The following is a 23827-nucleotide window of genomic DNA, read 5'->3' as shown; positions in this document are numbered from 1 at the left end:
GGTGCCGCGCGGGCGCCGGCGGTGCCACCGGCGGGGCGACCGCGAAGCCGCGCGCGGGACACCGGCGGCGTTGCGCGCGAAGCTACCGGCGAGGCAACTGCGATGCCGTGCGCGGGGCTCCGGCCGCGCTACTGACGAGGCAACCACGGAGCCGTCGGCGAGGCGGCGGCGAAGGCACCCGCGCCTGCTTACGGTCCCTTTAGCAGGGCCTAGACTCGCGTCCGTACAAAGTGACTCATGAGACACCGAGACCGAGGGGCGGACGTGCGGGAACCGACCGTTGTCGCGGCCGACGCGGCGGACTACTTCCAGACGTACTCCGTCGTCGGCGTGCTCGCCGTCGTCGGCGTGCTCTTCGTCGCCGTGGCCTTCTCTGCCAACCGGCTGCTCAGGCCCGTCGTGCCGACGCCCGAGAAGCTCCTCACCTACGAGTGCGGTGTCGACCCCGTGGGGGAGGGCTGGGCCCACACCCAGGTCCGCTACTACGTGTACGCCTTCCTCTACGTCATCTTCGCCGTCGACTCGATCTTCCTCTTCCCCTGGGCGACGGTCTTCGCCGCGCCCGGATACGGCGCCACGACCCTGGTCGAGATGTTCGTCTTCCTCGGCTTCCTGGCCGTGGGGCTGCTCTACGCGTACAAGAAGGGCGTCCTGGCATGGACGTAACACCCCTGCCCGCTCCGAAGCTGGGACCGCTCGCCCGCCTGGCCCCGGAGCCGATGAAGGTGGTCCTGAACTGGGGCCGCCGCTACAGCCTGTGGGTCTTCAACTTCGGCCTCGCCTGCTGCGCGATCGAGTTCATCGCCGCGTCCATGGCCCGGCACGACTTCATCCGGCTCGGCGTGATCCCCTTCGCGCCGGGCCCGCGCCAGGCCGACCTGATGATCGTCTCGGGCACGGTGACGGACAAGATGGCGCCGGCGGTGAAGCGCCTGTACGAGCAGATGCCGGAGCCGAAGTACGTCATCTCCTTCGGCGCCTGCTCGAACTGCGGCGGCCCGTACTGGGACTCGTACTCCGTCACCAAGGGCGTCGACCAGATCATCCCGGTGGACGTCTACGTGCCGGGCTGCCCGCCGCGCCCGGAGGCCCTTCTCCAGGGCATCCTCAAGCTCCAGGAGAAGATCGCCCGGGAGAGCCTGGCCGAGCGGTACGCGACCGCCCCCACGGTCTCCCAGCTGACGAGCCCCCTGGTCCCGCCGCCGGGAGGCGCACAGTGAACGGCCACGACTCCCTCCCGGACGCCGTGACGGAGATCTTCGGCGAGGAGGCGACCGCGGAGCAGGCCTACGACCTGCTGACCGTCGACGTCCCGCCGTCGGCCTGGCTCACGGCGCTCGAAACCGCCAGGGACGCCCTGGGCTGCACGTACTTCGACTGGCTGAGCGCCGTGGACGAGCCGGGCACGGGCTTCCGCGTCTGCGCGCACGTGGTGGCGCTCGGCACCGGCGGCCCGCGCCGCCTCCTGCTGCGCACGACGGTCCCGCACGAGGCCGCCGTCCTCCCGACGGCGATCGGCGTGTACGCGGGCGCGGGCTGGCACGAGCGCGAGACGCACGAGATGTTCGGCGTGGTCTTCGAGGGCCATCCGCACCTCGTCCCCCTCCTGCTCCCCGAGAACTTCGAGGGCCACCCGCTCCGCAAGGACTTCGTCCTGGCGGCCCGGGTCGCCAAGGCGTGGCCGGGTGCGAAGGAGCCGGGCGAGTCGCACGACGGCGGCGGTCCCAAGCGCCGCCAGATGCTTCCGCCGGGCGTCCCGGACCCCAACGAGTGGGGACCCCTCAAGGGCCAGCTCCCGCCGGCCCCCGCCCGTCCCGCCCGCGCGGCGGCCGGCGACCGCCCGGTCCGCCGGACCCGCACGGCCACGGAGGGCTCGGCGAGCCAGGCGGAGCCGACGGCTCCGGCACGCCGTGCCCGCTCGGCGTCCGAAGGCTCCGCGAGCCGGACGGCCGCGGACCCGGCCGCTCCGCCGCGCCGCTCCCGCTCGGCGTCGGAGGGCTCGGTGAGCCAGGCGGTCCCGGAGCCGGAAGCCCCTGCCCCGGCGGCCACCCCGGAGCCGGAAGCCCCGGCCCCGGCGCCGGACGCGTCCCCGGACGCCCCGGCGGCCCGCCCGCCGCGCCGCTCCCGCTCGGCCGCGGACGGCTCGGCGAGCCAGCAGGCCCCGGACACGGACGCGCCCCGCACGGGGGCCGCGACTCCGCGTACCCGCAGCGCGGACGCCCCCTGGCACCACGCCCGCCCGGCCTTCGACGACGAGACGCCCTCCCCGGCCACGCCTCCCGCAACGGAAGCCCCTGCCCCGGCGGCCACCCCGGCCCCGGAGCCGGAAGCCCCGGCTCCTGCGGCCACCCCGGCCCCGGAGCCGGAAGCCCCCCGGCCGGACGCCCCCGAGCCCGAGGCCCCGGCCTCGGAAGGCACCCCGGCTGCCGAGCCCGACGCCGAGGCTCCGACGGCCCCCCGGGCCCCCGAGCCCGAGGCCCCCGCCCCGGCGGGCCCCCCGGCTCCAGGGCCCGAGGACGCCCCTGCCGCCGACACGGGCGAAGAGCGCAGTCACGAGCCGCCCGCCGGGCGGGACCGTACCGACACCCCCAACGACCCCGCCGGAGGCGATCCCGCGTGAACGACGTACTCGACGTCGCCCTCCGGCTGATCGTCGTCTTCGTGTGCTTCCTCGTGCTGCCGCTCGTCGTCGGGCAGACCGAGCACAAGGTCATGGCCCACATGCAGGGCCGCCTCGGCCCCATGTACGCGGGCGGCTTCCACGGCTGGGCCCAGCTCGTCGCCGACGGCGTGAAGTTCGCGCAGAAGGAGGACGTGGTCCCGGAGAACGCGGACCGGCGGATCTTCCAGCTCGCGCCGGCCGTCGCCCTCCTCCCGTACCTCCTCGTCCTCCTCGCGATCCCGATCGGCCCCGGCGAGGGCGCGGTCGGCCAGGTCGTCGACGCGGGCGTCTTCTTCGTGCTCGCCGTCATGGGCGTCGGCGTCCTCGGCTCCCTCATGGCCGGCTGGGCCTCCGCGAACAAGTTCTCGCTGCTCGGCGGCCTCCGCACGGCCGCCCAGCTCCTCGCGTACGAGCTGCCGATGCTGCTCGCCGCCGCGTCCGTCGCGATGGCCGCCGGCACCGTCTCGCTCCCGGGCATCCTGAACGCCTTCGAGTGGTGGTGGGTGCCCTGGCAGATCGTCGGCGCCCTGGTGTTCTTCACCGCCGGGCTCGCCGAGCTGCAGCGCCCGCCGTTCGACATGCCCGTCGCCGACTCGGAGATCATCTTCGGCGCCTACACCGAGTACACCGGTCTCCGCTTCGCGCTCTTCCTGCTCGCCGAGTACGCGGGCATCATCGTCCTCTGCGGCCTCACCACCGTCCTCTTCCTCGGCGGCTGGCACGGCCCCTTCGGCGCCGACGGCCTCGGCTGGGTCTGGACCCTCCTCAAGACGGCCGTGCTCGCGTTCGTCGTGATCTGGCTGCGCGTGTCCTACCCGCGGCTCCGCGAGGACCAGCTCCAGAAGCTCGCCTGGACGACCCTCGTCCCGCTCGCGCTCGCGCAGATCGCGCTCACCGGCATCGTGAAGGTGGCGATCCAGTAACCATGCCTCCCATCCCCGGCTCCGGCCTCGCCAAGGGGCTCGCCGTCACGCTCCGCACGATGACGCGCAGGTCCGTCACCGCGCAGTACCCGGACGTACAGCCCGAGCTGCCGCCCCGCACCCGCGGGGTCATCGGCCTGTTCGAGGAGAACTGCACGGTCTGCATGCTCTGCGCCCGTGAGTGCCCCGACTGGTGCATCTACATCGACTCCCACAAGGAGACGGTGCCGCCCGCCGCCCCCGGCGGCCGCGAGCGCAGCCGGAACGTCCTCGACCGCTTCGCCATCGACTTCTCGCTCTGCATGTACTGCGGCATCTGCATCGAGGTCTGCCCCTTCGACGCGCTGTTCTGGTCGCCCGAGTTCGAGTACGCGGAGACCGACATCCACGAGCTCACCCACGAGCGCGACAAGCTCCGCGAGTGGATGTGGACGGTCCCCGAGCCGCCCGCGCTCGACCCGCGCGCGGAGGAGCCGAAGGAGATCGCCGCGGCCCGCAAGGCGGCGGAGAAGGCCGCCGCCCAGGCGGCGGCCACGGAGGACCAGCAGTGACCCTCACCGCAGCAGCGGCCGCCACGGCGGCCGAGACCCACGGCTTCCTCTCGCCCACCGGCGTCGAGATCGCCTTCGTCCTCGTCGGCCTCGCCACCCTCGGCGCCGCCCTCGTCACCGTCACCACCCGCCAGCTGGTGCACGCCGCCCTCTGGCTGGTCGTGGCGCTGGGCGGGCTGGCCGTCGAGTACCTGCTCCTGACCGCCGAGTTCATCGCCTGGGTCCAGGTCCTGATCTACGTCGGCTCCGTCGTCGTCCTCCTCCTCTTCGGTCTCATGCTCACCAAGGCCCCCATCGGCCGCTCCCCGGACGCCGACTCCGGCAACCGGCCGGTCGCCCTCGCCGTCGCCCTGGCCGCCGCGGCCGCCCTCGTCTGGGTCGTCGCCGACGCGTTCCGCACGACCTGGATCGATCTGGACGGGCCCGCCCAGGGCTCCACGGACGTGACCGGCGAGATCCTCTTCCGGCACTGGGTGCTGCCCTTCGAGGCGCTGTCCGTGCTGCTGCTCGCCGCCCTCGTCGGCGCGATCGTCCTCTCCCGCAAGAAGAAGGAGGACGAGCGCTGATGCACCTCGCCTACCCGGCCGTCCTCGCCGCCCTCCTCTTCGCCGTCGGTCTCTACGGCGTCCTCGCCCGCCGCAACGCGATCCTGGTCCTGATGTCCGTCGAGCTGATGCTCAACGCCGTCAACCTCAACCTGGTCGCCTTCGACGTCTGGCTCCGCGACACCCTCCACGCCGGCCAGGCGCTCACCCTCTTCACCATCGCCGTCGCCGCCGCGGAGATCGGCATCGGACTCGCCATCGTCCTGATGGTCCACCGCAACCGCGGCACCTCGGACGTCGACCGTCTGCGCGACACCAAGGAACAGCCGTCCGCCGAGGAGAAGGCCGAGGCCGCCGCGTGACCACGACCACCCTCGCCGTCCTCGTCCCCCTCCTCCCCTTCCTCGGCTCCGCCGCCGGACTCCTGCTCGGCCGCACCGCGCCCGGCTTCGTCCGCCCGCTGGCCGTGCTGCCGACCCTCGCCGCCGCGGTCCTCGCCGTCGTCGTCGCCGCACGCCAGGGCGGGGGGAAGGCGATCGACGCCACCACCCAGCTCACTCCGACCGGCTCGGTCCCGATCGACCTGAGCCTCCACATCGACGGCTTCGCCGCGCTCGTCGCCGTCCTCGTCGGCGTCGTCGCGACCTGCGTGCAGATCTACTCCACCGGCTACCTCCGCGACGACCCGCGCTACCCCTCGTACGCCGCGCTCGTCTCCCTCTTCACCTCCGCGATGCTGGTGGTCGTCTACTCCGGCGACCTGATGGTGCTCCTGGTCGGCTGGGAGGTCATGGGCATCTGCTCGTACTTCCTCGTCGGCCACTACTGGGAGACCCCCGAGGCCCGGTCCGCCTCCCTGAAGGCCTTCCTCGTCACCAAGCTCGGCGACGTCCCCTTCCTCATCGGTCTCTTCGCGCTCGCCGCCGACGCGGGCACGTTCCGGATCACGGGCGTCCTCGGCGCCGTCGCGAGCGGCGGCCTCGACCACCCCACCCTGCTCGCGCTGCTGCTGCTCGCCGGCGTCGCGGGCAAGTCCGCGCAGTTCCCGCTCCACACCTGGCTCCCGGACGCCATGGCCGGCCCCACCCCCGTCTCCGCGCTCATCCACGCGGCGACGATGGTCGCCGCCGGCATCTACTTCACGGCCCGTCTCCTTCCGGTCTTCGCCGCCTCCGCCGCCGCGATGACCGTCCTCGCCGTGATGGCCGCGATCACCATGGTCGGCTCGGGGCTCGCCGCGCTCGCCCAGGACGACATCAAGCGGGTCCTCGCCTACTCGACGATCGGACAGCTCGGCTACATGGCCGGGGCCCTCGCCGTCGGCGACCGCGGGGCCGCCGTCTTCCACCTCCTCTCGCACGCCGCGTTCAAGGCGCTGCTGTTCCTCGCCGCCGGCGCGGTCATCCACGCCGCCGGCACCAACTCGCTCACCGCGATGTCCCGCATGAGCGGCCTCGCCAAGCGGATCCCCGACGCGTACTGGACGATGACCGTCGCCCTCCTCGCGCTCGCCGCGATCCCGCCCTTCGCCGGCTTCTTCTCCAAGGAGGCCGTCCTCGTGGCCGCCGAGCACACCGCCCTCGGCGAGCGTGACGTCGCCCCCGCCGGGGCCGGCTGGATCGTCCTCGTCGCCGGACTGCTCACGGCCCTGCTGACCGCCGCCTACGCCCTCCGGCTCTGGCTGCGGACCTTCCGCGGCCGCGGCCCCGAGGCCCCGGACCACGGCCGTCAGCCCATCGCGATGACGAGCGTCCTGTGGGTCCTCGCGATCCCCTCCCTGGGCTTCGGTCTGACCGTCACGTACCTCGACGACTGGTTCGACGGGAACGCCCTCACCCCGACCCTGACCACCGCCGTCCTCGGCACGGGCCTCGCCGCCGCCGGAGCCGTGATCACCTACGCGGTCTGGCGCACCCTCGCCGCCCGCACCCCCGCCCCGGTCCCCGTCCCGCACGTCGCCCACCCCGACGCGGAGGCGGGCCGGGTCGAGGCCGAGGCGCTGCACCTGCCGCACCCCGCCGAGGACCCGGCCGACCCCGGCCGCGCCCTGCTGGGGCCGCTGCACGGGCCGGCCGCCGACGGCTTCCACCTGGACGCCGTCTACCGGGCCGCCTTCGTCCGCCCCGTACTCGCCGCCGCCTCCCTGGTCCGCTTCCTGGACCGCGAGGTCGTCGACACCTACGTGAGCGCCGCGGGGAATTCCGCCAAGGGCCTCGGCCGGCTCGTCCGCCGCGCCCAGACCGGCAACGTCCAGACCTACCTGAGCGCCCTGCTCGCCGGCTCCGTCGTCCTGGCGATCGTCGCCGTCGCCCTCGCCAACGCCGTCGCCGGAGCGTGAGCCGTGATCGATATCAGCGAATCCGTGATGCAGTTCCTTCTCGCGTTGATCGTCGTCGGCCCGCTGGTCGGCGCCGCCGCCGCTCTCCTGCCCGCCCCGCCCGGACTGAAGGGGAAGTCGCCCGACCAGGCCGTGCTCCGCCACGGCGTCACCGTCACCGGCGTCGTCCTGCTGGCCACGCTCGTCCTCGCGCTCGGCTTCGACCACGACCACCCGTCGAAGATGCAGGCCACGACGGACATCAGCTGGATCAGGGCACTCGACGTGCGCATCCACCTCGGCGTCGACGGCATCTCCCTCCCCCTCCTGGTCCTGACCGCGCTGCTGGCCTTCCTCTGCGCGCTGTACAGCTACTTCAAGATGCCGTCGGGCCCGTCCCCGAAGGCCTTCGTCGCGCTCCTCCTCGTCCTGGAGTCCGGCACCCTCGCCACCTTCGCCGTCCTCGACCTCGTCCTGTTCTTCCTGGCCTTCGAGACGGTCCTCATCCCGATGTACTTCCTCATCGCCCGCTGGGGCGGCGAGGGCAGGCAGGCCGCCGCCTGGAAGTTCATCCTCTACACGCTGCTCGGCTCCGTCGTCATGCTGCTCGGCCTGCTCCTCATCGGCGTGAAGGCGGGCACGTTCGACATGGTGGCACTCGCCACCGACAACGGCCGCGGACTGACCACGTCCGTGCAGGTCATCGCCGTTCTCGCGATCGGTCTCGGACTCGCCGTGAAGACCCCGATGTGGCCGCTGCACAGCTGGCTCCCGGACGCCCACACCGCCGCCCCGACCGTCGGATCCGTCCTCCTCGCCGGCGTCCTGCTCAAGATGGGCACGTACGGATTCGTCCGGATCGTCCTGCCGATCACCCCCGACGGCATGCGGACCTTCGCCCCCTACCTCGCGGCCTTCGCCGTCGCCGGGATCATCTACGGATCGCTCGCCTGCCTCGCCCTCGCGAGGCCCGGCAACAAGGGCGACCTCAAGCGCCTCATCGCGTACTCCTCCGTCGGCCACATGGGCTTCGTGCTCCTCGGCATCGCCACCATGACCCCCACCGGGGTCAACGGCGCGCTCTTCGCGAACATCGCCCACGGCCTCATCACCGGCCTGCTCTTCTTCCTGGTCGGCGCCGTCAAGGACCGGTACGGCACCGCCGACCTCGACACCCTCGCCGGCGCCACCGGCGCCGCCCTCTACGGCCGCGCCCCCCGCCTCGGCGCGCTCCTCGCCTTCGCCGCCGTCGCCTCCCTCGGACTGCCCGGCCTCGCCGGCTTCTGGGGCGAGATGCTCGCCCTCTTCGGCGCCTTCGACCCGGCCGAGGGCCTCAGCCGCCCCGCCTTCCTCACCTTCATGGCGATCGGCGCCTTCGGCACCCTCCTCACCGCCGCCTACCTCCTCGTCGTCGTCCGCCGCGTCTGCATGGGCGGCCCGCGACCCGCGGGGGAGACGGCGATCACCGACGTCCAGGGGTACGAGTTCGCCGCCTGGACCCCGCTCGTCGCCCTCACCGTCCTCGCCGGACTCTGGCCCGCCGTCCTCCTCGGCCTCACCGACCCGGCCGTCCAGCAGCTCCTCGCGGGAGGCACCCAGTGACCCCAGTGACGTCGTCCGCCGGCGAGTCCCTCGTCCAGTCCGTCGACTGGCTCACGATCGCGCCCCCGACCCTCACCGCCCTGGTCGCGCTCGTCGTCCTCGTCGCCGACCTCTTCGTCCCCCAGGAGCGCAAGCAGCTCCTCGGCTGGATCGCGATCGGCGGCCTCACCGCCGCCCTCGCCCTCCTCCTGCCGCTGCGGTCCGGCGACCGCGAGACCTTCTGCCTCACCGCCGACACCCACACCCAGGCGTGCAGCTACACCGCCGACCACTTCACCCTCGTCATCCAGCTGCTCGTCCTCGCCGGCGCGCTGCTCACCGCGCTCCTCTCCCTGGACGCGACCCGCGAGAGGCTCCCGGCCGGCGAGTACTGGTTCCTGCTGCTCTCCTCCGCCGCCGGCGCCGCCCTGCTGCCCGCCTCCCGCGACCTCGCCACCCTCGTCGTCGCCCTCGAAGTCGCCTCACTGCCCGCGTTCGCGCTCGTCGGCCTCAAGCGCGGCGACCGCATGTCCGGCGAGGCCGCGCTCAAGTTCTTCCTCTCCTCCGTCACCGCGACCGCCGTCACCCTCCTCGGCGCCAGCTTCGTGTACGCGACGACCGGCACCCTCCACCTCACGGAGATCGCCCAGCGCCTCGACGACGTCCCCGGACAGCTCCAGACCCTCGCCGAGGCCGGCGTCGCCCTCACCCTCGTCGGCTTCGCGTTCAAGACGGCCGCCGTCCCCTTCCACTTCTGGGTGCCCGACACCTACGTCGGCGCCCCGCTGCCCGTCGCCGCCTACCTCTCCGTCGTCGGCAAGGCCGTCGGCTTCACCGGCCTGATCCTGGTGACCGTCGTCGCCTTCCCGTCGTACGCGGACGTGTGGGGTCCGGCGCTCGCCGTCCTCGCCGCGCTCACCATGACCGCCGGCAACGTCGCCGCCCTCCGCCAGGTCTCCACGCGCGCGTGGAGCGCGGTACGGCTCCTCGCCTGGTCCTCCGTCGCCCAGGCCGGCTACCTCCTGGTGCCGATCGCGGCCGCCGCGTACTCCGGCGACGACCAGATCGGCGCCACCGTCGCGTACGCCCTGATGTACGCCGTCGTGAACCTCGGCGCCTTCGCGGTCGTCGCGCTCGTCGCCCGCGCCCACCCCGAGAACCGGATCGCGGACTACCGGGGCCTGTACGCCGCCAGCCCCGTCACGGCCCTCGCACTCGGGTTCTTCCTCCTGAATCTGGCCGGTTTGCCCCCGGGTATCATCGGCCTCTTCGCCAAGGTGACCGTCTTCTCGGCGGCCGTCGACGCGGGCCTCGGGTGGCTGGCCGTGATCATGGGCGTCAACGTCGTGATCGCGCTCTACTACTACCTGCGCTGGACGGCCCTGCTCTTCCGCGCGCCGGAGGGCGCCCCCGTCACGCACAGGGCCCCCGCGCCGGTCACCCTGGCGATCGTGCTGACCGCCACCGCCGGGGTCGTGCTGTCGGGCTACCCGCAGTTCGCCCTCCGCTTCGCGGCGACGAGCCTGTTCTGACCCCAGCCCCACACAGCAAGACCGAGGAGCGACAACCCGTGCTGAACGGATTCAAGGACTTCATACTTCGCGGGAACGTCGTCTCCATGGCCATCGGCCTGGCCGTCGGCTCGGCGTTCACGGCCGTGGTCACCGGCTTCAGCAAGGCCTTCATCACCCCGCTCATCGGTCTGGCGACCGGCTCGGTCGGCGACTTCAGCGAGGCCAAGTTCACCATCGGCAAGACCGACTTCCCCTACGGCCTGGCGATCGCCGCCGCCATAGCGTTCGTCATCACCGCCGCGGTCCTCTACTTCCTCATCGTCGTCCCCATGACGAAGATCCAGGAGAGGTTCGCCAAGGAGGAGGCGAAGGACCCGAAGGCGGAGAAGCGCGACTGCCCCCGCTGCTTCACCGAGATCCCGGCCATCGCCTCCCGCTGCGCCCACTGCACCAGCGAGGTCGAGCCCACGGCCGTCGGCCTGTTCGACAAGGTCCCCGCCGCGCGCTGATCACCCGTACGGCCCACGCGGCGCCCCCCGCGGGCCGGGGAACCCGAACCTCTCGCCTGGCGTTGACCGGTACGGGAGGGTCCACTGGACGTGTAGACCGCCATGAGGAAAAGGGTTCCCCTGCCGCACCACCTGGAGGGCGTACCGTGCACCGCCGGCACAACGGGCTGAGGACCGCCGTCCTCCTCGGAGGGCTCTCGGCCCTCATCATCGTCATCGGCAGCTTCTTCGGACGTACGGGGCTGATCGTCGCGCTGCTCGTGGCGCTCGGCACCAACGCGTACGCGTACTGGAACAGCGACAAGCTGGCGCTGAGGGCCATGCGCGCCCGCCCGGTGAGCGAGTTCGAGGCCCCCGCGCTCTACCGGATGGTGCGCGAGCTCTCCACGCAGGCGCGGCAGCCCATGCCCCGGCTCTACATCTCGCCGACGCAGGCGCCCAACGCCTTCGCGACCGGCCGCAACCCGCGCAACGCCGCAGTCTGCTGCACCGAGGGCATCCTCGCGATCCTCGACGAGCGCGAGCTCCGCGGGGTCATCGGACACGAGCTGAGCCACGTCTACAACCGGGACATCCTCATCTCCTCGGTCGCCGGAGCGCTCGCCTCCGTGATCATGTTCCTGGTCAACTTCGCCTGGCTGATCCCCGTCGGCCGCTCCAACGACGACGACGGCCCCGGCATCCTCGGCTACCTGCTGGTCCTCATCCTCGGCCCGATCGCCGCCTCGGTCATCCAGCTCGCCATCTCCCGCTCCCGCGAGTACGAGGCCGACGCCTCCGGCGCCCAGCTCACCGGAGACCCGCTCGCCCTCGCAGGCGCCCTCAGGAAGCTGGAGGCCGGAACCAAGCAGCTGCCGCTGCCGCCCGAGCCGAGGATCGAGACCGCGAGCCACATGATGATCGCGAACCCCTTCCGGCCCGGGCAGGGCCTCTCCAAGATGTTCTCCACCCATCCGCCGATGGCCGAGCGCATCGCCCGGCTCGAACAGATGGCAGGTCGACGCCCGTGAAGACGATCCTCGACTCAGATGGCCCCTTCGATGACCATCGGAGGCAGTAGCCGGATCGCCGGGAGCGGGACCTGTTCCACGTGCGTGAGCGCAGCGTTCACGCGGCTCCAGGTGTCGTCGAACGTCCAGGCGTTGAAGTGCTTCGAAGCTTGAACGGTGGCTCCGGTCTCCTTGATCGCGTCGAGCCATGACTTGCCGGTTCGGGCCTTGTGGAAAATGGCGCCCACGGATCTGCGGACGGTGCCTCTGCGCCCCTTCGGGAGGAGGGGCGCGATTTTCGTCCAATCCTCGTCCGTGAGCGGGGCGGCGGGCACGCCGAAGGTGGTCGTGGTGTACCAGGCCCTCACGGGGCAGGGGACGCCCCCGCGTCGGTCGCCGGGAACTGGGCCTGTAAGAGTGATCTTCAGCTCCAGCATGGCCAGGACGGCGGCTTGCTGCTCAGGAGGCATGTCAAGGAACGACTTCTGCGCCCTGTACACCGGCGTGATGGACTGACGGGCGCGTCGATCGGACTCTTCCTTCTCGCCCAGCCATTCGGCCGCCTCGGCACGTAGGTTCTGGAGCTGTTGAAGTTCGCTGTTCAGGACCGCTGTGGCCGCCTCGATGGCTTCCGATGGCCTGCACTGTTCGGCTGCTGCGACGATGACGGCCGCGATCGAGGCGTTCATGTCATCGATCTGCCGGTCGAGGTCGGCGATCCGGTCGGCCAGGGCCCCCGCGTCCCCTGCCGCCACCCCGATCCGCCCGGCAGTCGGCTCTCGGAGTTTTTCGCTGCTGTCCGCGATCTCGCTGACGTGCTTCCAGACGTGCTTCTCGAGCGCATCCGCATCGATGCGGGAGCAGCCGCAGGACTCTTGGCCGGGGTCGTTGGGTGCGTTCCCCGCGCACCGGTAGAACCGGGCCACCCCCCGACCCGAGTTATAGCCGAACCCTGAGTGGGTCTTGCCACAAAGGCTGACGATCCGGCCGCTGAGCGGGTAGCTCCACCGCCGGCCACTGCTGGGCTTCGCTGTTTCGGCGACCTTGCGCCGTAGCTCGGTGCTCTGTTCTTCGGTCAGGATTCGAGGCAATTCGATCCTGACCGAGTTGCCCCAGACGGGGGCGCCGTTCTCGTCCCTCTGGGCATGCTTCCCGCGGAAGACCAGCACGGCGTCGAGTACGGGCGCCGACATGATGCGATCTCGGAGGTTGTCCCGCGTCCATGCCCTGCCGGAGCGTGCCGTGATCCCTTCGCCGATCAGGCGGATGGTGGCCTTACGGAGATTGAGTCCTTCGCCGACCACCAGGTCGTACACGTGTCTGATGACCTTCGCCTCGTCCTCGTCGATCACCAGGTACGAGCCGGTGGTTCCCTTGTGGGCGATGCGGTAGCCGTAGGGGGCAGGACCGCCGATGTGCGCGGCCGGCGTCAGCTCTGCCTTCTCCTGCAGACCACCCTGAGTGCGTTCGCGGATCGCCTCCCATTCGGTCTCGGCGCGGTCCGCATCGCGGCGCATCTTCTTGCGGCCCCCAGCGGTGGTGTTGTCGTAGTCGTCCGTGACGACCGCGACGAAGACGCCGATGTCCTCCAGGGCCCAGACCCAACGCCAGAAGGCACGGCCCTTGCGGCCGATCACGCGTCCGTCGGGCACGACCACGACGTCGAACGGACGCGGAGTCTGCTGGGCGGCCTCCATGAGACGCTTCAGGTCACCGCGGTCGGCAGCTTCCAGGGAACCCGAGACCCCCTCGTCCTTGTAGGTGCCCACGTGGGTCCACTGCTTGAGCGCGATGAGCCGGGTCGTCTCGCGGCTTTGCCGGGCTACGCCGTAGCCCTTCCTCTGCTCCTCGGTCGATACGCGCAGGTAATCGACCGCACGCAAGGTGTGTGCACCGGCCGCATGCGCAGCGGCCTCGACGGCTGAAGACAAGGGTGTGCTTACATGGGGCACGTCGACTCCCAATCAGTCGGCCAGCCCCGGGGCGGTGCCAGCCGCTGCCGGGGCGTTTGTCTGATCTTCCAAGGTAGCTCGGCCACCTGACGCTCCGTCGGCGTTTTCCGGGTTGTCTTCAGCGCGCGGCCTCGTGTTCCGGGACGGGGGCTCTGCGCCGGTGTCACTGAGGCGTGCCGACCGATCCGGGCTTGAAGGGCAGGCCGGATGCTGCGCATGAGGGACTCAAGGCCCGGACTGACGTCTCAGCGCCCCCCGAAGCCTTGATCGGACGGAACCACCTCACGCCCCAGCGGCATCAGGGAGATCGGGATCAGCTTCAGGTTGGCCCAGCCGAACGGGATTCCGATGATCGACAGGAACAGGGGGATGCTCGTGATCAGGTGTCCCAGGGCCAGCCACCAACCGGCGAAGATCACCCAGATCACGTTCCCGATGACCGACCCGGCTCCAGCGTCCGGCCGCTCCACGGTGGTGCGGCCGAACGGCCAGAGGACGAAGCCCGCGATGCGTAGGGACGCGACGCCGAAGGGGATGGTGATGATCAAGATGAAGCAGATCAGCGCGGCGACGAGGTAGGCGATCGCCATCCAGATGCCGCAGAAGACGAGCCAGATGATGTTCAACAGCAGGTTGAACAGCTTCATGATCGAAACCTCTCCAGGTGGGTCCGCCCGTACCGTCCTGCCCTCACCAGTATCCCGGCCGCACCACCACCGGCACCCCCGCGCGTGCCGAACGAATGCCCGCAACGGGACGCCGAATGCTCTGCTCGCAACCAGGCTCCGCGGGCTCACGAGCGGGGTGGGACCGCCCGGCCGCGGCTCACCGCCCAGGCCACCACGCCCGCCGCCATCACCCCCGAGCCCGCCAGGACGGAGCCGAGGGGGAGGGCGAAGGCGAGGGCGGCGCAGCCGGCGAGGCCGAGGGCGGCGAGGGTGCGGGCGCGGCCGCCGAGGGTCCAGGCGGAGGCGTTCGCGATCCCGTAGTAGACGAGGACGCCGAACGAGGAGAAGCCGATCGCGCCCCGCACGTCCACCGTCGCGGCCACCACGGCCACCACCGCGCCCACGGCGAGCTCCGCCCGGTGCGGGACCCGGTAGCGGGGGTGCACGGCCGCGAGAGCCGTCGGCAGGTACGCGTCGCGGGCCATCGCCAGGGTCGTACGGGACACCCCGAGGATCAGGGAGAGCAGTGAGCCCAGGGCGGCGACCGCCGCGCCGACCGTGACCAGCGGCACCAGCCAGGCGGCGTCGGCGGCGCGGGCCGCGTCGGCGAGGGGCGCTGGGGAGGCGGCGAGGGCGGAGGGGCCGAGGACGGTGAGCACGCCGACGGCGACGAGCGCGTAGACGGCGAGCGCGACGCCGAGGGCGAGCGGCACGGCCCGGGGGATGGTGCGGGCCGGATCGCGGACCTCCTCGCCGAGCGTGGCGATCCGCGCGTACCCCGCGAATGCGAAGAAGAGCAAACCAGCGGCTTGGAGGACCCCGCCCGTGGTGAACTCCCCGCCGAGCGCGGAGAGCCCCTCCCCGTCGGCTCCGAAGGACACCGTGACCACGCAGGCGAGCACGGCGAGGACGAGCGCCACGATCACCCGGGTGAGGAGCGCCGACTTCTGAACTCCCCCGTAGTTGACGGCGGTCAGGGCCACGACGGCGGCGACGGCCACCGCGTGCGCCTGCTCCGGCCACACGTACGCGCCGACCGTGAGCGCCATGGCCGCGCACGAGGCGGTCTTGCCGGCGACGAACGCCCAGCCGGCGAGGTACCCCCAGAACGAACCGAGGCGTTCGCGACCGTACACGTAGGTGCCGCCGGAGGCGGGGTGACGGGCGGCGAGCCGTGCCGAGGCCATGGCGTTGCAGTACGCGACGGCGGCGGCGAGCCCGAGCGCCCAGAGCAGTCCGGCCCCGGAGCCGGCCGCGCTCGCGGCGGGTCCGGGCGCGACGAAGATCCCCGCCCCGATCATCGAGCCGAGGCCGATCACGACCGCGTCGAAGAGGCCCAGGGAGCGGCGCAGTTCCGGTGTCATGCTCCGCACATTAAACGCTGAGTCCGGTCTCCCTGAGCGTGATGTTCAGCCGCCCCACCAGGCCGAGCGCCGGCTCGGCGGTCCCCGGGAACACCTTGGGGACCCCGTGGTGGGCCCAGCGCGAAGCCCCGCCGAAGACGAAGAGGTCGCCGGAGACCAGGTCGACGTCCTGGTACGGCCGGACGCGGTTCTCCTCGTTCCCGAAGCGGAACACGCACCGGTCCCCGAGGCTCAGCGACACCACCGGCGCGGAGGAGCGCTCCTCCCGGTCCTGGTGCATGCCCATGCGCGCCCCCGGCGCGTAGAAGTTCACGAGCGCGGTGTCGGGGGTGAAGCCGCCGTGCTCGCCGTACGCCTCGACGAGCGCCTCCCGGCCCAGCTCGACCAGCCAGCCGGGCAGCTCGATCCCGACCGTGTCGAGGTAGCGGTACGGCACCCACTGCCGGCCCAGGGCCAGCGAGCGCACCGACATGACGCCGCCGCCGGGCAGCACGGTGTGCCGGTACGGGAAGGGGCCGCGCCCCCACTCGCGGCAGGCGTCCACCAGCTCCCGCTGGCGCGCGAACGGCAGCCACGCGGGCACGTGCACCGCCCCGGGCGCCACGGCGGCCCGCTCGCGGGGGAAGAGCCCCTCGCTCACACGAGGGCGCCTTCGAGTCCGAGGAGCCGCTCTTTCCGGCCGAGCCCGGCGGCGTACCCGCGCAGGCTTCCGTCGGCGCCGATCACCCGGTGGCAGGGCCGCACCACGAGCAGGGGATTGCGGCCGATCGCGGTGCCCACGGCCCGTACCCCGGCGCCGGGGGAACCGACCCGCCGGGCGATCTCCCCGTACGAGACGGTGGTCCCGTACGGGATCTCCTCCAGGGCCCGCCAGACGCGCCGCTGGAACGCGGTCCCGGCGTCGTCGGCGAGCGGCAGGTCGAACCGGTCGCGGCGGCCGGCGAAGTACTCGTCCAGCTGCCCGGCGGCCTCGGCGAACGCCTCGGGCGCGAGCGTCCAGCCGTCCTCGACCGCGACGGCGCCCTTCTGCCCCGGCAGGGACAGCGAGCGCAGCACGGCCCGGCCCCCTTCGGCGAGCTGCCCGACCAGGAGCATCTCGCCCAGGGGGCCGTCCACGTACGCGTACACGGTCATGACTGGTTCCTCTCCCCGCACGGGTCTTCCGGAGACCCAGTGTGCGGGGGCCGCCCGGTACCGGGCTGGCGGTATTCGGACACGACCCTCATGACCCGCTACGAGATCGGCGCGAGGTCAGCGGTAGTTGACGAACTGGATCGCGAAGTCGAAGTCCTTGCCCTTGAGCAGCGCCTGCACGGCCTGCAGGTCGTCCCGGCTCTTCGAGCTGACGCGCAGCTCGTCGCCCTGCACCTGCGCCTTGACGCCCTTGGGGCCCTCGTCGCGGATGGCCTTCGCGACCTTCTTGGCGTTCTCCTGGGAGATGCCCTCCTGCACGGAGGCGAAGAGCTTGTACTCCTTGCCGGACAGCTGCGGCTCGCCCTCGACGTCCAGCGACTTGAGCGAGATCCCGCGCTTGATCAGCTTGGACTGGAAGATGTCGAGGATCGCCATGACGCGCTCCTCGCCGTTCGCCTGCATCAGGATCTTCTCGCCCGACCAGGAGATCGAGGCGTTGGTTCCCTTGAAGTCGTAGCGCTGGGAGATCTCCTTCACGGCCTGGTTGAGGGCGTTGTCGACCTCCTGCCGCTCGACCTTGGAGACGATGTCGAAACTGGAGTCGGCCATGACTCGTGGCTCCTTGCTCGGATGCTGTGGGGTACGCCCCAAAGCCTAGGGGGTGAGCCGCCGAGCAAACCGCTGATCAATCGGGTGGCGAAGCACCCCCGGGGATCAGGTATTGTTTACGTCGTTGCCGGGGAACACCGCAGAAAAGCGGTGAACCAAGGCAGCGAACCCATGGCGATGTGCCCGAGTGGCCAATGGGAGCGGACTGTAAATCCGTCGGCTTAGCCTACCCAGGTTCGAATCCTGGCGTCGCCACGTGAAGAAGGTCCCCGGTGCTTGCGCCGGGGACCTTCACTCGTTTCGCGGCGGGGCCGCGGGCGGGTCAGTTGCCGGCCACGTCCTTCACCGCGACCGAGAGCGGGACCGAACCGGCGATCAGTTCCAGGGTCAGGCCGGCCGTCGCCGGGGTGTCGAGGAGTTCGGCGAGGACCGCGGCCACGTCGTCCCGGGGGACCTGCCCGCGGCCCGTGCGGGCCTCCAGGCGGACCATGCCCGTGCCCGCGTCGTCCGTCAGGGAGCCCGGGCGCAGGATCGTCCAGTCCAGGGCCGTGCGGGAGCGGATCTCGTCGTCGGCCGCGCCCTTCGCCCGGAGGTAGACGTCGAAGATCCCGTCGCCCGGGTGGGAGGCGTCCGCGCCCATCGAGGAGACGACGAGGTACCGCCGCACGCCCGCGCGTTCCGCCGCGTCCGCGAACAGCACCGCGGCCGCCCGGTCCACCGTGTCCTTGCGGTCGGCGCCGCTGCCCGGGCCCGCGCCCGCCGCGAAGACGGCCGCGTCGGCGCCCTGCAGCACCGCCGCCACCATCTCGACCGACGCCGACTCCAGGTCCAGGACGACGGGTTCGGCGCCCGCCTCCCGCAGGTCGGCGCCCTGCTCCGGTCTGCGGATGATCCCCGCGACCTCGTGCCCGGCGTGCGAGAGCAGCCTCTCCAGGCGCAGGGCGATCTGTCCGTGTCCTCCAGCGATGACGATGCGCATACTCACGACCGTACGTCGGGTCCGGCCGGAGGGCCCCCCGGCTCGGGCGGCCGCTCCGGGCGCTCCGGGCGGGCCTGACGCGGCAGGTCCAGGGCCGCCGCCGAGTCGCAGTACTCCCGCACCGCGCTCGTCCGGGCCACCACCCGGCCCCGGTGCACCACGATCCGGCTGTACGCGAGGGACAGCACGCCCGCCAGGCGCTCGCCGCGCACCGCGAGCAGCTCCGCCGGGAAGCCGGCCTCCACCCGCACCTCCGGCAGGCCCATCGCCGCCCGCGCCTGCGTGCTCACCGTCCCGTACGCCTCCTGGGGCGGCAGTCCGCCGAGCGAGGCCAGCAGGTAGGCCGCCTCCAGCGGGTCCCCGCGCCCCACCGGGTTGGCCACGTCCCGCAGCGCCCCGCTGCCCGCGGCGACCCGCACCCCGGCCGTCCGCAGCAGCCGCACCGGCGCCGCTCCGCGCAGCTCGGTGCCCCCGCAGCCGCCCTGCGGCAGGCAGACCACCGTCACCCCGGCCGCCGCCAGCCGGTCCGCCGTCCGGCTCGCCGCGTCGGAGGGGAGCCGGGCGAGCCCGGCGCACGGTCCGATCGTGACCCCGGGGCGCAGCCCGCCGGCCATCGCCGCGAGGCGGGCGAGGCGGGCCGGGTCGTCCCCGTCGGTGTGCAGGTCGACCGGGACGCCGTGCTCGGCCGCGACGTCGAGGACGGCCTCCACGTATCCGGCCGGGTCCGGGTCGAGGTCGGGGCAGCCGCCGACGACCCCGGCGCCCATCTTCACCGCGTCCCGCAGCGTCGCGAGCCCGTCGGCGCCCGCGACGCCGGTGAGCAGCCGGGGCACGGCGACGGCCGTCAGGTCGGCGAGGCCGCGCAGGGAGCGCCGGGCCTGGAGCACGGCTTCGAGGGGCCCGAGTCCGTGGACGTCGCCGATGCGCACGTGCGCGCGGAGCGCCGTCGCGCCGTGGCCGAGCTGGAGCAGCGCGGCCTCGGTGGCCCGCCGCTGGACCTCCTCGGGGGCGTAGGAGACGGGGCCGGGGGTGTCGGCGGAGAGCGCGGTGTCGGCGTGGGCGTGGGGTTCGGCCGCGGCGGGCAGCAGGAGGTAGCCGGCGAGGTCGACGCGGGCACCCACGGTGGTGAGGCTGCCCGCGGTGCCGACGGCCTCGATCCGCCCGCCGACGAGCCGTACGTCCACGGTCCGTCCGTCGGTGAGCCGTGCGTGGGAGAGCAGGAGCGAGGTCGAGTCGGCGGCGGTGGCGGCCCCGTCCTCGGGCGGCTGGGGCTGCTTGCTGTCGGCTGACATCGCGCTCCTCGAGGCTCCTGAAGATCAAGATCACGCAGCGTGGGGCCGAGCCTAGGGGTGCTCGGAGCGACCTTCGAGGAGGAGCGCAATAGTCGTACCGATGAGGCCACGAGTGGCGTACGAGACGCCTGGTGAGGGCCGTCCCGAGGTCGCCGGGAAACGGATTTGGGTGATGGGCCGGAGACCGTGTAATGTCTTCCTCGCTCGCCCCAATAGCTCAGTCGGTAGAGCGTCTCCATGGTAAGGAGAAGGTCTACGGTTCGATTCCGTATTGGGGCTCTGGTGAGAGGGATCCCGCCTTCGGGCGGGGTCCGGATCATCAAAGCGGTGTAGCTCAGTCGGTAGAGCAAGCGGCTCATAATCGCTGTGTCACCGGTTCAAGTCCGGTCACCGCTACAGACAGTAGCCGATTGTGGGGTCGGTCCTGCGATCGGCTACTCTTCTATGCGTTCATCCGTCCATCCGTCCGTCAAGGAGCACTCACGTGGCTGCCACCGACGTCCGCCCGAAGATCACGCTGGCCTGCGTGGAGTGCAAGGAGCGGAACTACATCACCAAGAAGAACCGGCGTAACAACCCGGACCGTCTTGAGATGAAGAAGCACTGCCCCCGCTGCAACTCGCACACCGCGCACCGCGAGACGCGCTAATCAGGCTCGTACACGAGGCCGTCCCCACTCGGGGGCGGCCTCGTGTCGTTTGTCGGCAACAAATCCAGGAGGTATCGAGTCCATGGCGCTCGACCAGTCCTTCGTGGGCCGGACCTATCCGCCCACCGCGCCCTACGAGGTCGGCCGCGAGAAGATCCGCGAGTTCGCCGAGGCGATCGGTGACGCCAATCCCGCGTACACCGACGCCGAGGCGGCCAAGGCGCTCGGACATTCCGATGTGATCGCCCCGCCCACTTTCGTGTTCGCCATCACGTTCAAGGCGGCCGGCGCCGTCATCGAGGACCCGCAGCTGGGCCTCGACTACAGCCGCGTCGTCCACGGCGACCAGAAGTTCGCCTACACCCGGCCCGTGCGCGCCGGGGACCGGCTCTCGGTCACCTCCACCATCGAGGCGATCAAGTCCCTCGCCGGCAACGACATCCTGGACATCCGCGGAGAGGTCCACGACGCCTCCGGCGAGCACGTCGTCACCGCCTGGACCAAGCTCGTCTCCCGCGCACCCGAGGGGGCCTGACCATGACCGCGAAGATCGCCTACGACGAGGTCGAGGTCGGCACCGAGCTGCCCGCGCGGACCTTCCCCGTGACCCGCGCCACGCTCGTGCAGTACGCCGGCGCCTCCGGGGACTTCAACCCGATCCACTGGAACGAGAAGTTCGCGGTCGAGGTCGGCCTCCCTGACGTCATCGCCCACGGCATGTTCACCATGGCCGAGGCGATCCGCGTCGTCACCGACTGGGCCGGCGACCCCGCCGCCGTCGTCGAGTACGGCGTCCGCTTCACCAAGCCGGTCGTCGTCCCCAACGACGGGACCGGCGCCCTGATCGAGGTCTCCGCCAAGGTCGCCGCCAAGCTGGACGACCGGCAGGTGCGCGTCGACATCACGGCGACCTCCGCCGGACAGAAGGTCCTGGGGATGAGCCGGGCCGTGGTGCGTCTGGCCTGACGGCCGGTGTTCCACTCGTGGACGGAACCCTCCGCCCACGAGTGGAACGTACTCTTGAGCCCGTGCAGCTCCTCAACGACGCCCCCCTCGCGCCCCTGACCACCTTCCGGCTCGGCGGTCCCGCCACCCGGCTCGTCACGGCCACCACCGACGACGAGGTCGTCGCCGCGATCCGCGAGGCCGAGGTCACGGGGTCACCCCTGCTGATCATCGGCGGCGGATCCAACCTGGTCATCGGGGACAAGGGCTTCGAGGGGACCGCGCTGCGCATCGCCACCGAGGGCTTCGCCCTCGACGGGACCCGGCTCGAGGTCGCCGCCGGTGAGGTCTGGACCGACGTCGTCGCCCGGACCGTCGAGGCCGGGCTCGCCGGGATCGAGTGCCTGGCCGGCATCCCCGGCTCGGCCGGCGCGACCCCGATCCAGAACGTCGGCGCCTACGGGCAGGACGTCTCCGCCACCATCACCGAGGTCGTGGCGTACGACAGGGACGACCACCAGGTCGTCACGCTCACGAACGAGCAGTGCGACTTCTCGTACCGGCACAGCCTCTTCAAGAGGCTGCCGGACACCTACGTGGTGCTGCGCGTCCGCTTCGAGCTGGAGGACGCCGGCGGCATGTCCGCCCCGATCGCCTACGAGCAGACCGCCCGCGCCCTCGGCGTCGGGATGGGCGACCGGGTGCCGCTCGCACAGGCCCGCGAGACCGTCCTGAAGCTGCGCGCGAGCAAGGGCATGGTCCTGGACCCCGAGGACCACGACACCTGGTCCGCCGGCTCCTTCTTCACCAACCCGATCCTCACGAACGACGAGTTCGCCGACTTCCGGGCCCGTGTCGCCGAGCGGCTCGGCCCGGACGTCCAGGCCCCGGCGTTCCCCGTCGGGACCTCCTTCACCAAGACCTCGGCGGCCTGGCTGATCGACAGGGCCGGCTTCACCAAGGGGTACGGCTCCGGCCCCGCCCGGATCTCCACCAAGCACACGCTCGCCCTCACCAACCGCGGCGAGGCGACCACCGAGGACCTCCTCGCCCTCGCCCGCGAGGTCGTCGCGGGGGTCCGGGAGGCCTTCGGGATCACCCTGGTCAACGAGCCCGTCACCGTGGGCGTCAGCATCTGAGGGCTGTCGCTTGCCAATCCGGCCAGCGCTACCTCTGGCGCAACTATTGATCACGTTATGTCGGCAATGGTTCCGAGAGGTGAGTGCGCAAACATGCTGGAGTCGATATTCGCCGAATCGCGAACATCGCGTGCATGGGGTCGTCAGGTCGGCCTAGCTTCGGGGTGTGAGTGGGCGTGCGACAGTGAAGCGGCAGTTCGGGCATCGTGCCAGGCTTGCGCTGTCGCCTGCCGAGGTTTCGGCAGCTGACACTCAGGCGCACGCGGCCCGCACGATGTGGAACCTGTTGCACGCCTGGTGGCAGATGATGCCGAAGGACAAGCGGACCCTCGCTGACGCTGACGCCGCGATCCGTCAGGCCCGCAAAGACATCGACTTCCTTGCCCTTCTTCCCGCGCAGGCAGCACAGGCGGTGCTGAAGGCGTACATGCAGGCGTGGAAGAACTGCTGGGAGGGTCGTGCGGGCGCCCCAGAGTTCAAGGGCCGGTTCCGGTCCGCCATGTCGGTGGATGTCCCGCAGGGGCGGGATCTTCACGTCCAGCGGGCACACCGGCGGTGGGGTCTGGTCAACCTGCCGAAGATCGGGCGTGTGCGGTTCCGCTGGACCAAGGGCCTTCCTGTCGGGAAGGCCGCCAGCTCCGAGAACCGGTTGACCGGAGCCCGACTCGTCCGGGACGCGGTTGGCTGGCACATTGCTTTTCGCCTGACGACTGTCGAACCCCCACCCGAGCCCCACCCGGGGCCGGAGGTCGGCATCGATGTCGGTGTGGCCGTGCCGCTCACTCTGTCCGATGGAACGACGTTCACCCACGGGGAGTGGCTGACCGAGAAGGAGAAGAACAAGCTCCTGCGCCTGGAGCAGCGCGCCGCTCGCCGCAAGACACACCGCAAGCCCGGCGAGTACACCTCGCGTCGCCTGCACCGCACCTATGACCAGATTGCGAAGCTCCGAGCGAAAGCCAAGCGACGAGCCGACGACTGGCAGCATCAGATGACCACTGCTATCGCCCGTGCCTACGGCACGGTCGTGGTTGAGGCACTTGCCATCACGAACATGATCAAGTCCGCGAAGGGGACCATCGCTACACCGGGGAAGAACGTGGCGCAGAAAGCCGGGCTGAACCGCTCCATCGCTGCTGAGGCGTGGGGCCGCACGGTCACGATGCTCACATATAAAACTGCCCGTAATGGCGGCAGCTTGGTCAAAGTTCCTGCCCCTGGAACCTCCCAGCGTTGCTCGGTCTGCGGGCATACCACTCCGGGCAGCCGGAAGTCCCAGGCCATGTTCGTGTGCAAGAACCCGGACTGCGGATGGTCCGGCAACGCCGACCACAACGGCGCCCGGAACGTCTTGCACCTGTATCGGATCGGCCTCGTGGCCATCCCGGCTGCCGGGAGGGCAGTCGTCAGGCGCGTACGCCGCGTCAAGCCGCCCACCGCCAGGTAGGGCGGAATCTCCCCACATGGGGAGAGCACTCCAAGAGCAGACCTTCCCGGTGGCTCAT

25 protein-coding genes and 3 tRNA genes are annotated in these 23827 nt (G+C 71.5%); 20 read left to right on the top strand and 8 right to left on the bottom strand.

Features of this window, described 5'->3' with window-relative positions:
* Positions 1-237 precede the first annotated feature (237 nt).
* The 12 genes from ACFYUZ_RS09000 (at position 238) to htpX (ending at position 11612) form a co-directional block, all read left to right on the top strand.
* Positions 238-666 carry an NADH-quinone oxidoreductase subunit A gene (locus ACFYUZ_RS09000; protein ID WP_123454568.1) on the top strand — a complete coding sequence of 143 codons (429 nt, stop codon included), beginning with the start codon at positions 238-240 and terminating at the stop codon, positions 664-666.
* Positions 657-1220 carry an NADH-quinone oxidoreductase subunit B gene (locus ACFYUZ_RS08995; protein WP_389307198.1) on the top strand — a complete coding sequence of 188 codons (564 nt, stop codon included), beginning with the start codon at positions 657-659 and terminating at the stop codon, positions 1218-1220. Before ACFYUZ_RS09000 ends, ACFYUZ_RS08995 begins: the two co-directional genes overlap by 10 nt.
* Entirely contained in the window at positions 1217-2620 is a 1404-nt protein-coding gene (locus ACFYUZ_RS08990; protein ID WP_389307197.1) for an NADH-quinone oxidoreductase subunit C, read from the top strand. Before ACFYUZ_RS08995 ends, ACFYUZ_RS08990 begins: the two co-directional genes overlap by 4 nt.
* Positions 2617-3585, top strand: a complete 969-nt coding sequence (locus tag ACFYUZ_RS08985; protein WP_389307195.1) for an NADH-quinone oxidoreductase subunit H — start codon at positions 2617-2619, stop codon at positions 3583-3585. Before ACFYUZ_RS08990 ends, ACFYUZ_RS08985 begins: the two co-directional genes overlap by 4 nt.
* A gap of 2 nt (positions 3586-3587) precedes the next feature.
* Positions 3588-4136 carry a NuoI/complex I 23 kDa subunit family protein gene (locus tag ACFYUZ_RS08980; protein WP_389307194.1) on the top strand — a complete coding sequence of 183 codons (549 nt, stop codon included), beginning with the start codon at positions 3588-3590 and terminating at the stop codon, positions 4134-4136.
* Entirely contained in the window at positions 4133-4702 is a 570-nt protein-coding gene (locus ACFYUZ_RS08975; protein WP_389307193.1) for an NADH-quinone oxidoreductase subunit J, read from the top strand. The genes ACFYUZ_RS08980 and ACFYUZ_RS08975 overlap by 4 nt, the downstream gene beginning before the upstream one ends.
* Positions 4702-5043 carry an NADH-quinone oxidoreductase subunit NuoK gene (nuoK, locus tag ACFYUZ_RS08970; RefSeq protein WP_093874583.1) on the top strand — a complete coding sequence of 114 codons (342 nt, stop codon included), beginning with the start codon at positions 4702-4704 and terminating at the stop codon, positions 5041-5043. Before ACFYUZ_RS08975 ends, nuoK begins: the two co-directional genes overlap by 1 nt.
* Positions 5040-7019 carry an NADH-quinone oxidoreductase subunit L gene (locus ACFYUZ_RS08965; RefSeq protein ID WP_389307191.1) on the top strand — a complete coding sequence of 660 codons (1980 nt, stop codon included), beginning with the start codon at positions 5040-5042 and terminating at the stop codon, positions 7017-7019. The genes nuoK and ACFYUZ_RS08965 overlap by 4 nt, the downstream gene beginning before the upstream one ends.
* A 27-nt stretch (positions 7020-7046) precedes the next feature.
* Entirely contained in the window at positions 7047-8600 is a 1554-nt protein-coding gene (locus tag ACFYUZ_RS08960; RefSeq protein ID WP_389307742.1) for a NuoM family protein, read from the top strand.
* Between the two features lie 5 nt (positions 8601-8605).
* Complete coding sequence (locus tag ACFYUZ_RS08955) at positions 8606-10111, top strand: NADH-quinone oxidoreductase subunit N (protein ID WP_389307740.1); 1506 nt, start codon at positions 8606-8608, stop codon at positions 10109-10111.
* Between the two features lie 38 nt (positions 10112-10149).
* Positions 10150-10602 carry a large conductance mechanosensitive channel protein MscL gene (gene mscL, locus ACFYUZ_RS08950; protein ID WP_389307190.1) on the top strand — a complete coding sequence of 151 codons (453 nt, stop codon included), beginning with the start codon at positions 10150-10152 and terminating at the stop codon, positions 10600-10602.
* 146 nt (positions 10603-10748) lie between these two features.
* Positions 10749-11612, top strand: a complete 864-nt coding sequence (gene htpX, locus ACFYUZ_RS08945; protein WP_389307189.1) for a zinc metalloprotease HtpX — start codon at positions 10749-10751, stop codon at positions 11610-11612.
* Between the two features lie 14 nt (positions 11613-11626).
* Here the strand turns inward: htpX and ACFYUZ_RS08940 are convergent, their stop codons facing one another.
* The 6 genes from ACFYUZ_RS08940 to ACFYUZ_RS08915 form a co-directional block, all read right to left on the bottom strand.
* On the bottom strand, positions 11627-13522 hold the full coding sequence (locus ACFYUZ_RS08940) for a recombinase family protein (protein WP_389307188.1): 1896 nt from the start codon (positions 13520-13522) through the stop codon (positions 11627-11629).
* Positions 13523-13788: 266 nt separating this feature from the next.
* Complete coding sequence (locus ACFYUZ_RS08935) at positions 13789-14190, bottom strand: YccF domain-containing protein (RefSeq protein WP_389307186.1); 402 nt, start codon at positions 14188-14190, stop codon at positions 13789-13791.
* A gap of 146 nt (positions 14191-14336) precedes the next feature.
* Entirely contained in the window at positions 14337-15575 is a 1239-nt protein-coding gene (locus ACFYUZ_RS08930; protein WP_389307185.1) for an APC family permease, read from the bottom strand.
* A gap of 10 nt (positions 15576-15585) precedes the next feature.
* The gene (locus ACFYUZ_RS08925) at positions 15586-16215 is read right to left on the bottom strand and encodes an alpha-ketoglutarate-dependent dioxygenase AlkB family protein (RefSeq protein WP_389307184.1); all 630 of its coding nucleotides are present in this window, start codon (positions 16213-16215) and stop codon (positions 15586-15588) included.
* Positions 16212-16709 carry a methylated-DNA--[protein]-cysteine S-methyltransferase gene (locus tag ACFYUZ_RS08920; RefSeq protein WP_389307183.1) on the bottom strand — a complete coding sequence of 166 codons (498 nt, stop codon included), beginning with the start codon at positions 16707-16709 and terminating at the stop codon, positions 16212-16214. The genes ACFYUZ_RS08925 and ACFYUZ_RS08920 overlap by 4 nt, the downstream gene beginning before the upstream one ends.
* 117 nt (positions 16710-16826) lie before the next feature.
* On the bottom strand, positions 16827-17318 hold the full coding sequence (locus ACFYUZ_RS08915) for a YajQ family cyclic di-GMP-binding protein (protein WP_030687924.1): 492 nt from the start codon (positions 17316-17318) through the stop codon (positions 16827-16829).
* A 173-nt stretch (positions 17319-17491) separates the two neighbouring features.
* Here ACFYUZ_RS08915 and ACFYUZ_RS08910 point away from each other — a divergent pair.
* Positions 17492-17573 (top strand) — tRNA-Tyr (locus ACFYUZ_RS08910).
* A 67-nt stretch (positions 17574-17640) separates the two neighbouring features.
* Here the strand turns inward: ACFYUZ_RS08910 and ACFYUZ_RS08905 are convergent.
* Entirely contained in the window at positions 17641-18297 is a 657-nt protein-coding gene (locus tag ACFYUZ_RS08905; protein WP_389307182.1) for an NAD(P)H-binding protein, read from the bottom strand.
* Positions 18298-18299: 2 nt separating this feature from the next.
* Positions 18300-19589: an amidohydrolase family protein gene (locus ACFYUZ_RS08900; protein WP_389307181.1), complete on the bottom strand. Its 1290-nt coding sequence runs from the start codon at positions 19587-19589 to the stop codon at positions 18300-18302.
* 206 nt (positions 19590-19795) lie between these two features.
* Here ACFYUZ_RS08900 and ACFYUZ_RS08895 point away from each other — a divergent pair.
* The 7 genes from ACFYUZ_RS08895 to ACFYUZ_RS08865 all read left to right on the top strand — a co-directional run bounded on the left by ACFYUZ_RS08895 (position 19796) and on the right by ACFYUZ_RS08865 (position 23769).
* Positions 19796-19868: transfer RNA gene (locus ACFYUZ_RS08895), tRNA-Thr, on the top strand.
* Positions 19869-19912: 44 nt separating this feature from the next.
* Positions 19913-19985: transfer RNA gene (locus ACFYUZ_RS08890), tRNA-Met, on the top strand.
* An 88-nt stretch (positions 19986-20073) separates the two neighbouring features.
* On the top strand, positions 20074-20238 hold the full coding sequence (gene rpmG, locus ACFYUZ_RS08885; protein ID WP_003956487.1) for a 50S ribosomal protein L33: 165 nt from the start codon (positions 20074-20076) through the stop codon (positions 20236-20238).
* Between the two features lie 82 nt (positions 20239-20320).
* Positions 20321-20773 carry a MaoC family dehydratase N-terminal domain-containing protein gene (locus tag ACFYUZ_RS08880; RefSeq protein ID WP_389307180.1) on the top strand — a complete coding sequence of 151 codons (453 nt, stop codon included), beginning with the start codon at positions 20321-20323 and terminating at the stop codon, positions 20771-20773.
* A 2-nt stretch (positions 20774-20775) separates the two neighbouring features.
* Positions 20776-21204, top strand: a complete 429-nt coding sequence (locus ACFYUZ_RS08875) for a MaoC family dehydratase (RefSeq protein WP_389307179.1) — start codon at positions 20776-20778, stop codon at positions 21202-21204.
* 41 nt (positions 21205-21245) lie between these two features.
* The gene (locus ACFYUZ_RS08870) at positions 21246-22322 is read left to right on the top strand and encodes a UDP-N-acetylmuramate dehydrogenase (protein ID WP_389307178.1); all 1077 of its coding nucleotides are present in this window, start codon (positions 21246-21248) and stop codon (positions 22320-22322) included.
* 184 nt (positions 22323-22506) lie between these two features.
* Positions 22507-23769 carry an RNA-guided endonuclease InsQ/TnpB family protein gene (locus tag ACFYUZ_RS08865; RefSeq protein WP_389307177.1) on the top strand — a complete coding sequence of 421 codons (1263 nt, stop codon included), beginning with the start codon at positions 22507-22509 and terminating at the stop codon, positions 23767-23769.
* Positions 23770-23827: the final 58 nt, after the last annotated feature.

Source organism: Streptomyces sp. NPDC004266 (assembly GCF_042874095.1).
Lineage (GTDB): Bacteria > Actinomycetota > Actinomycetes > Streptomycetales > Streptomycetaceae > Streptomyces.
Note: the sequence above shows the minus strand (reverse complement) of the source record. Positions and strands in the feature narration are given on the sequence as shown.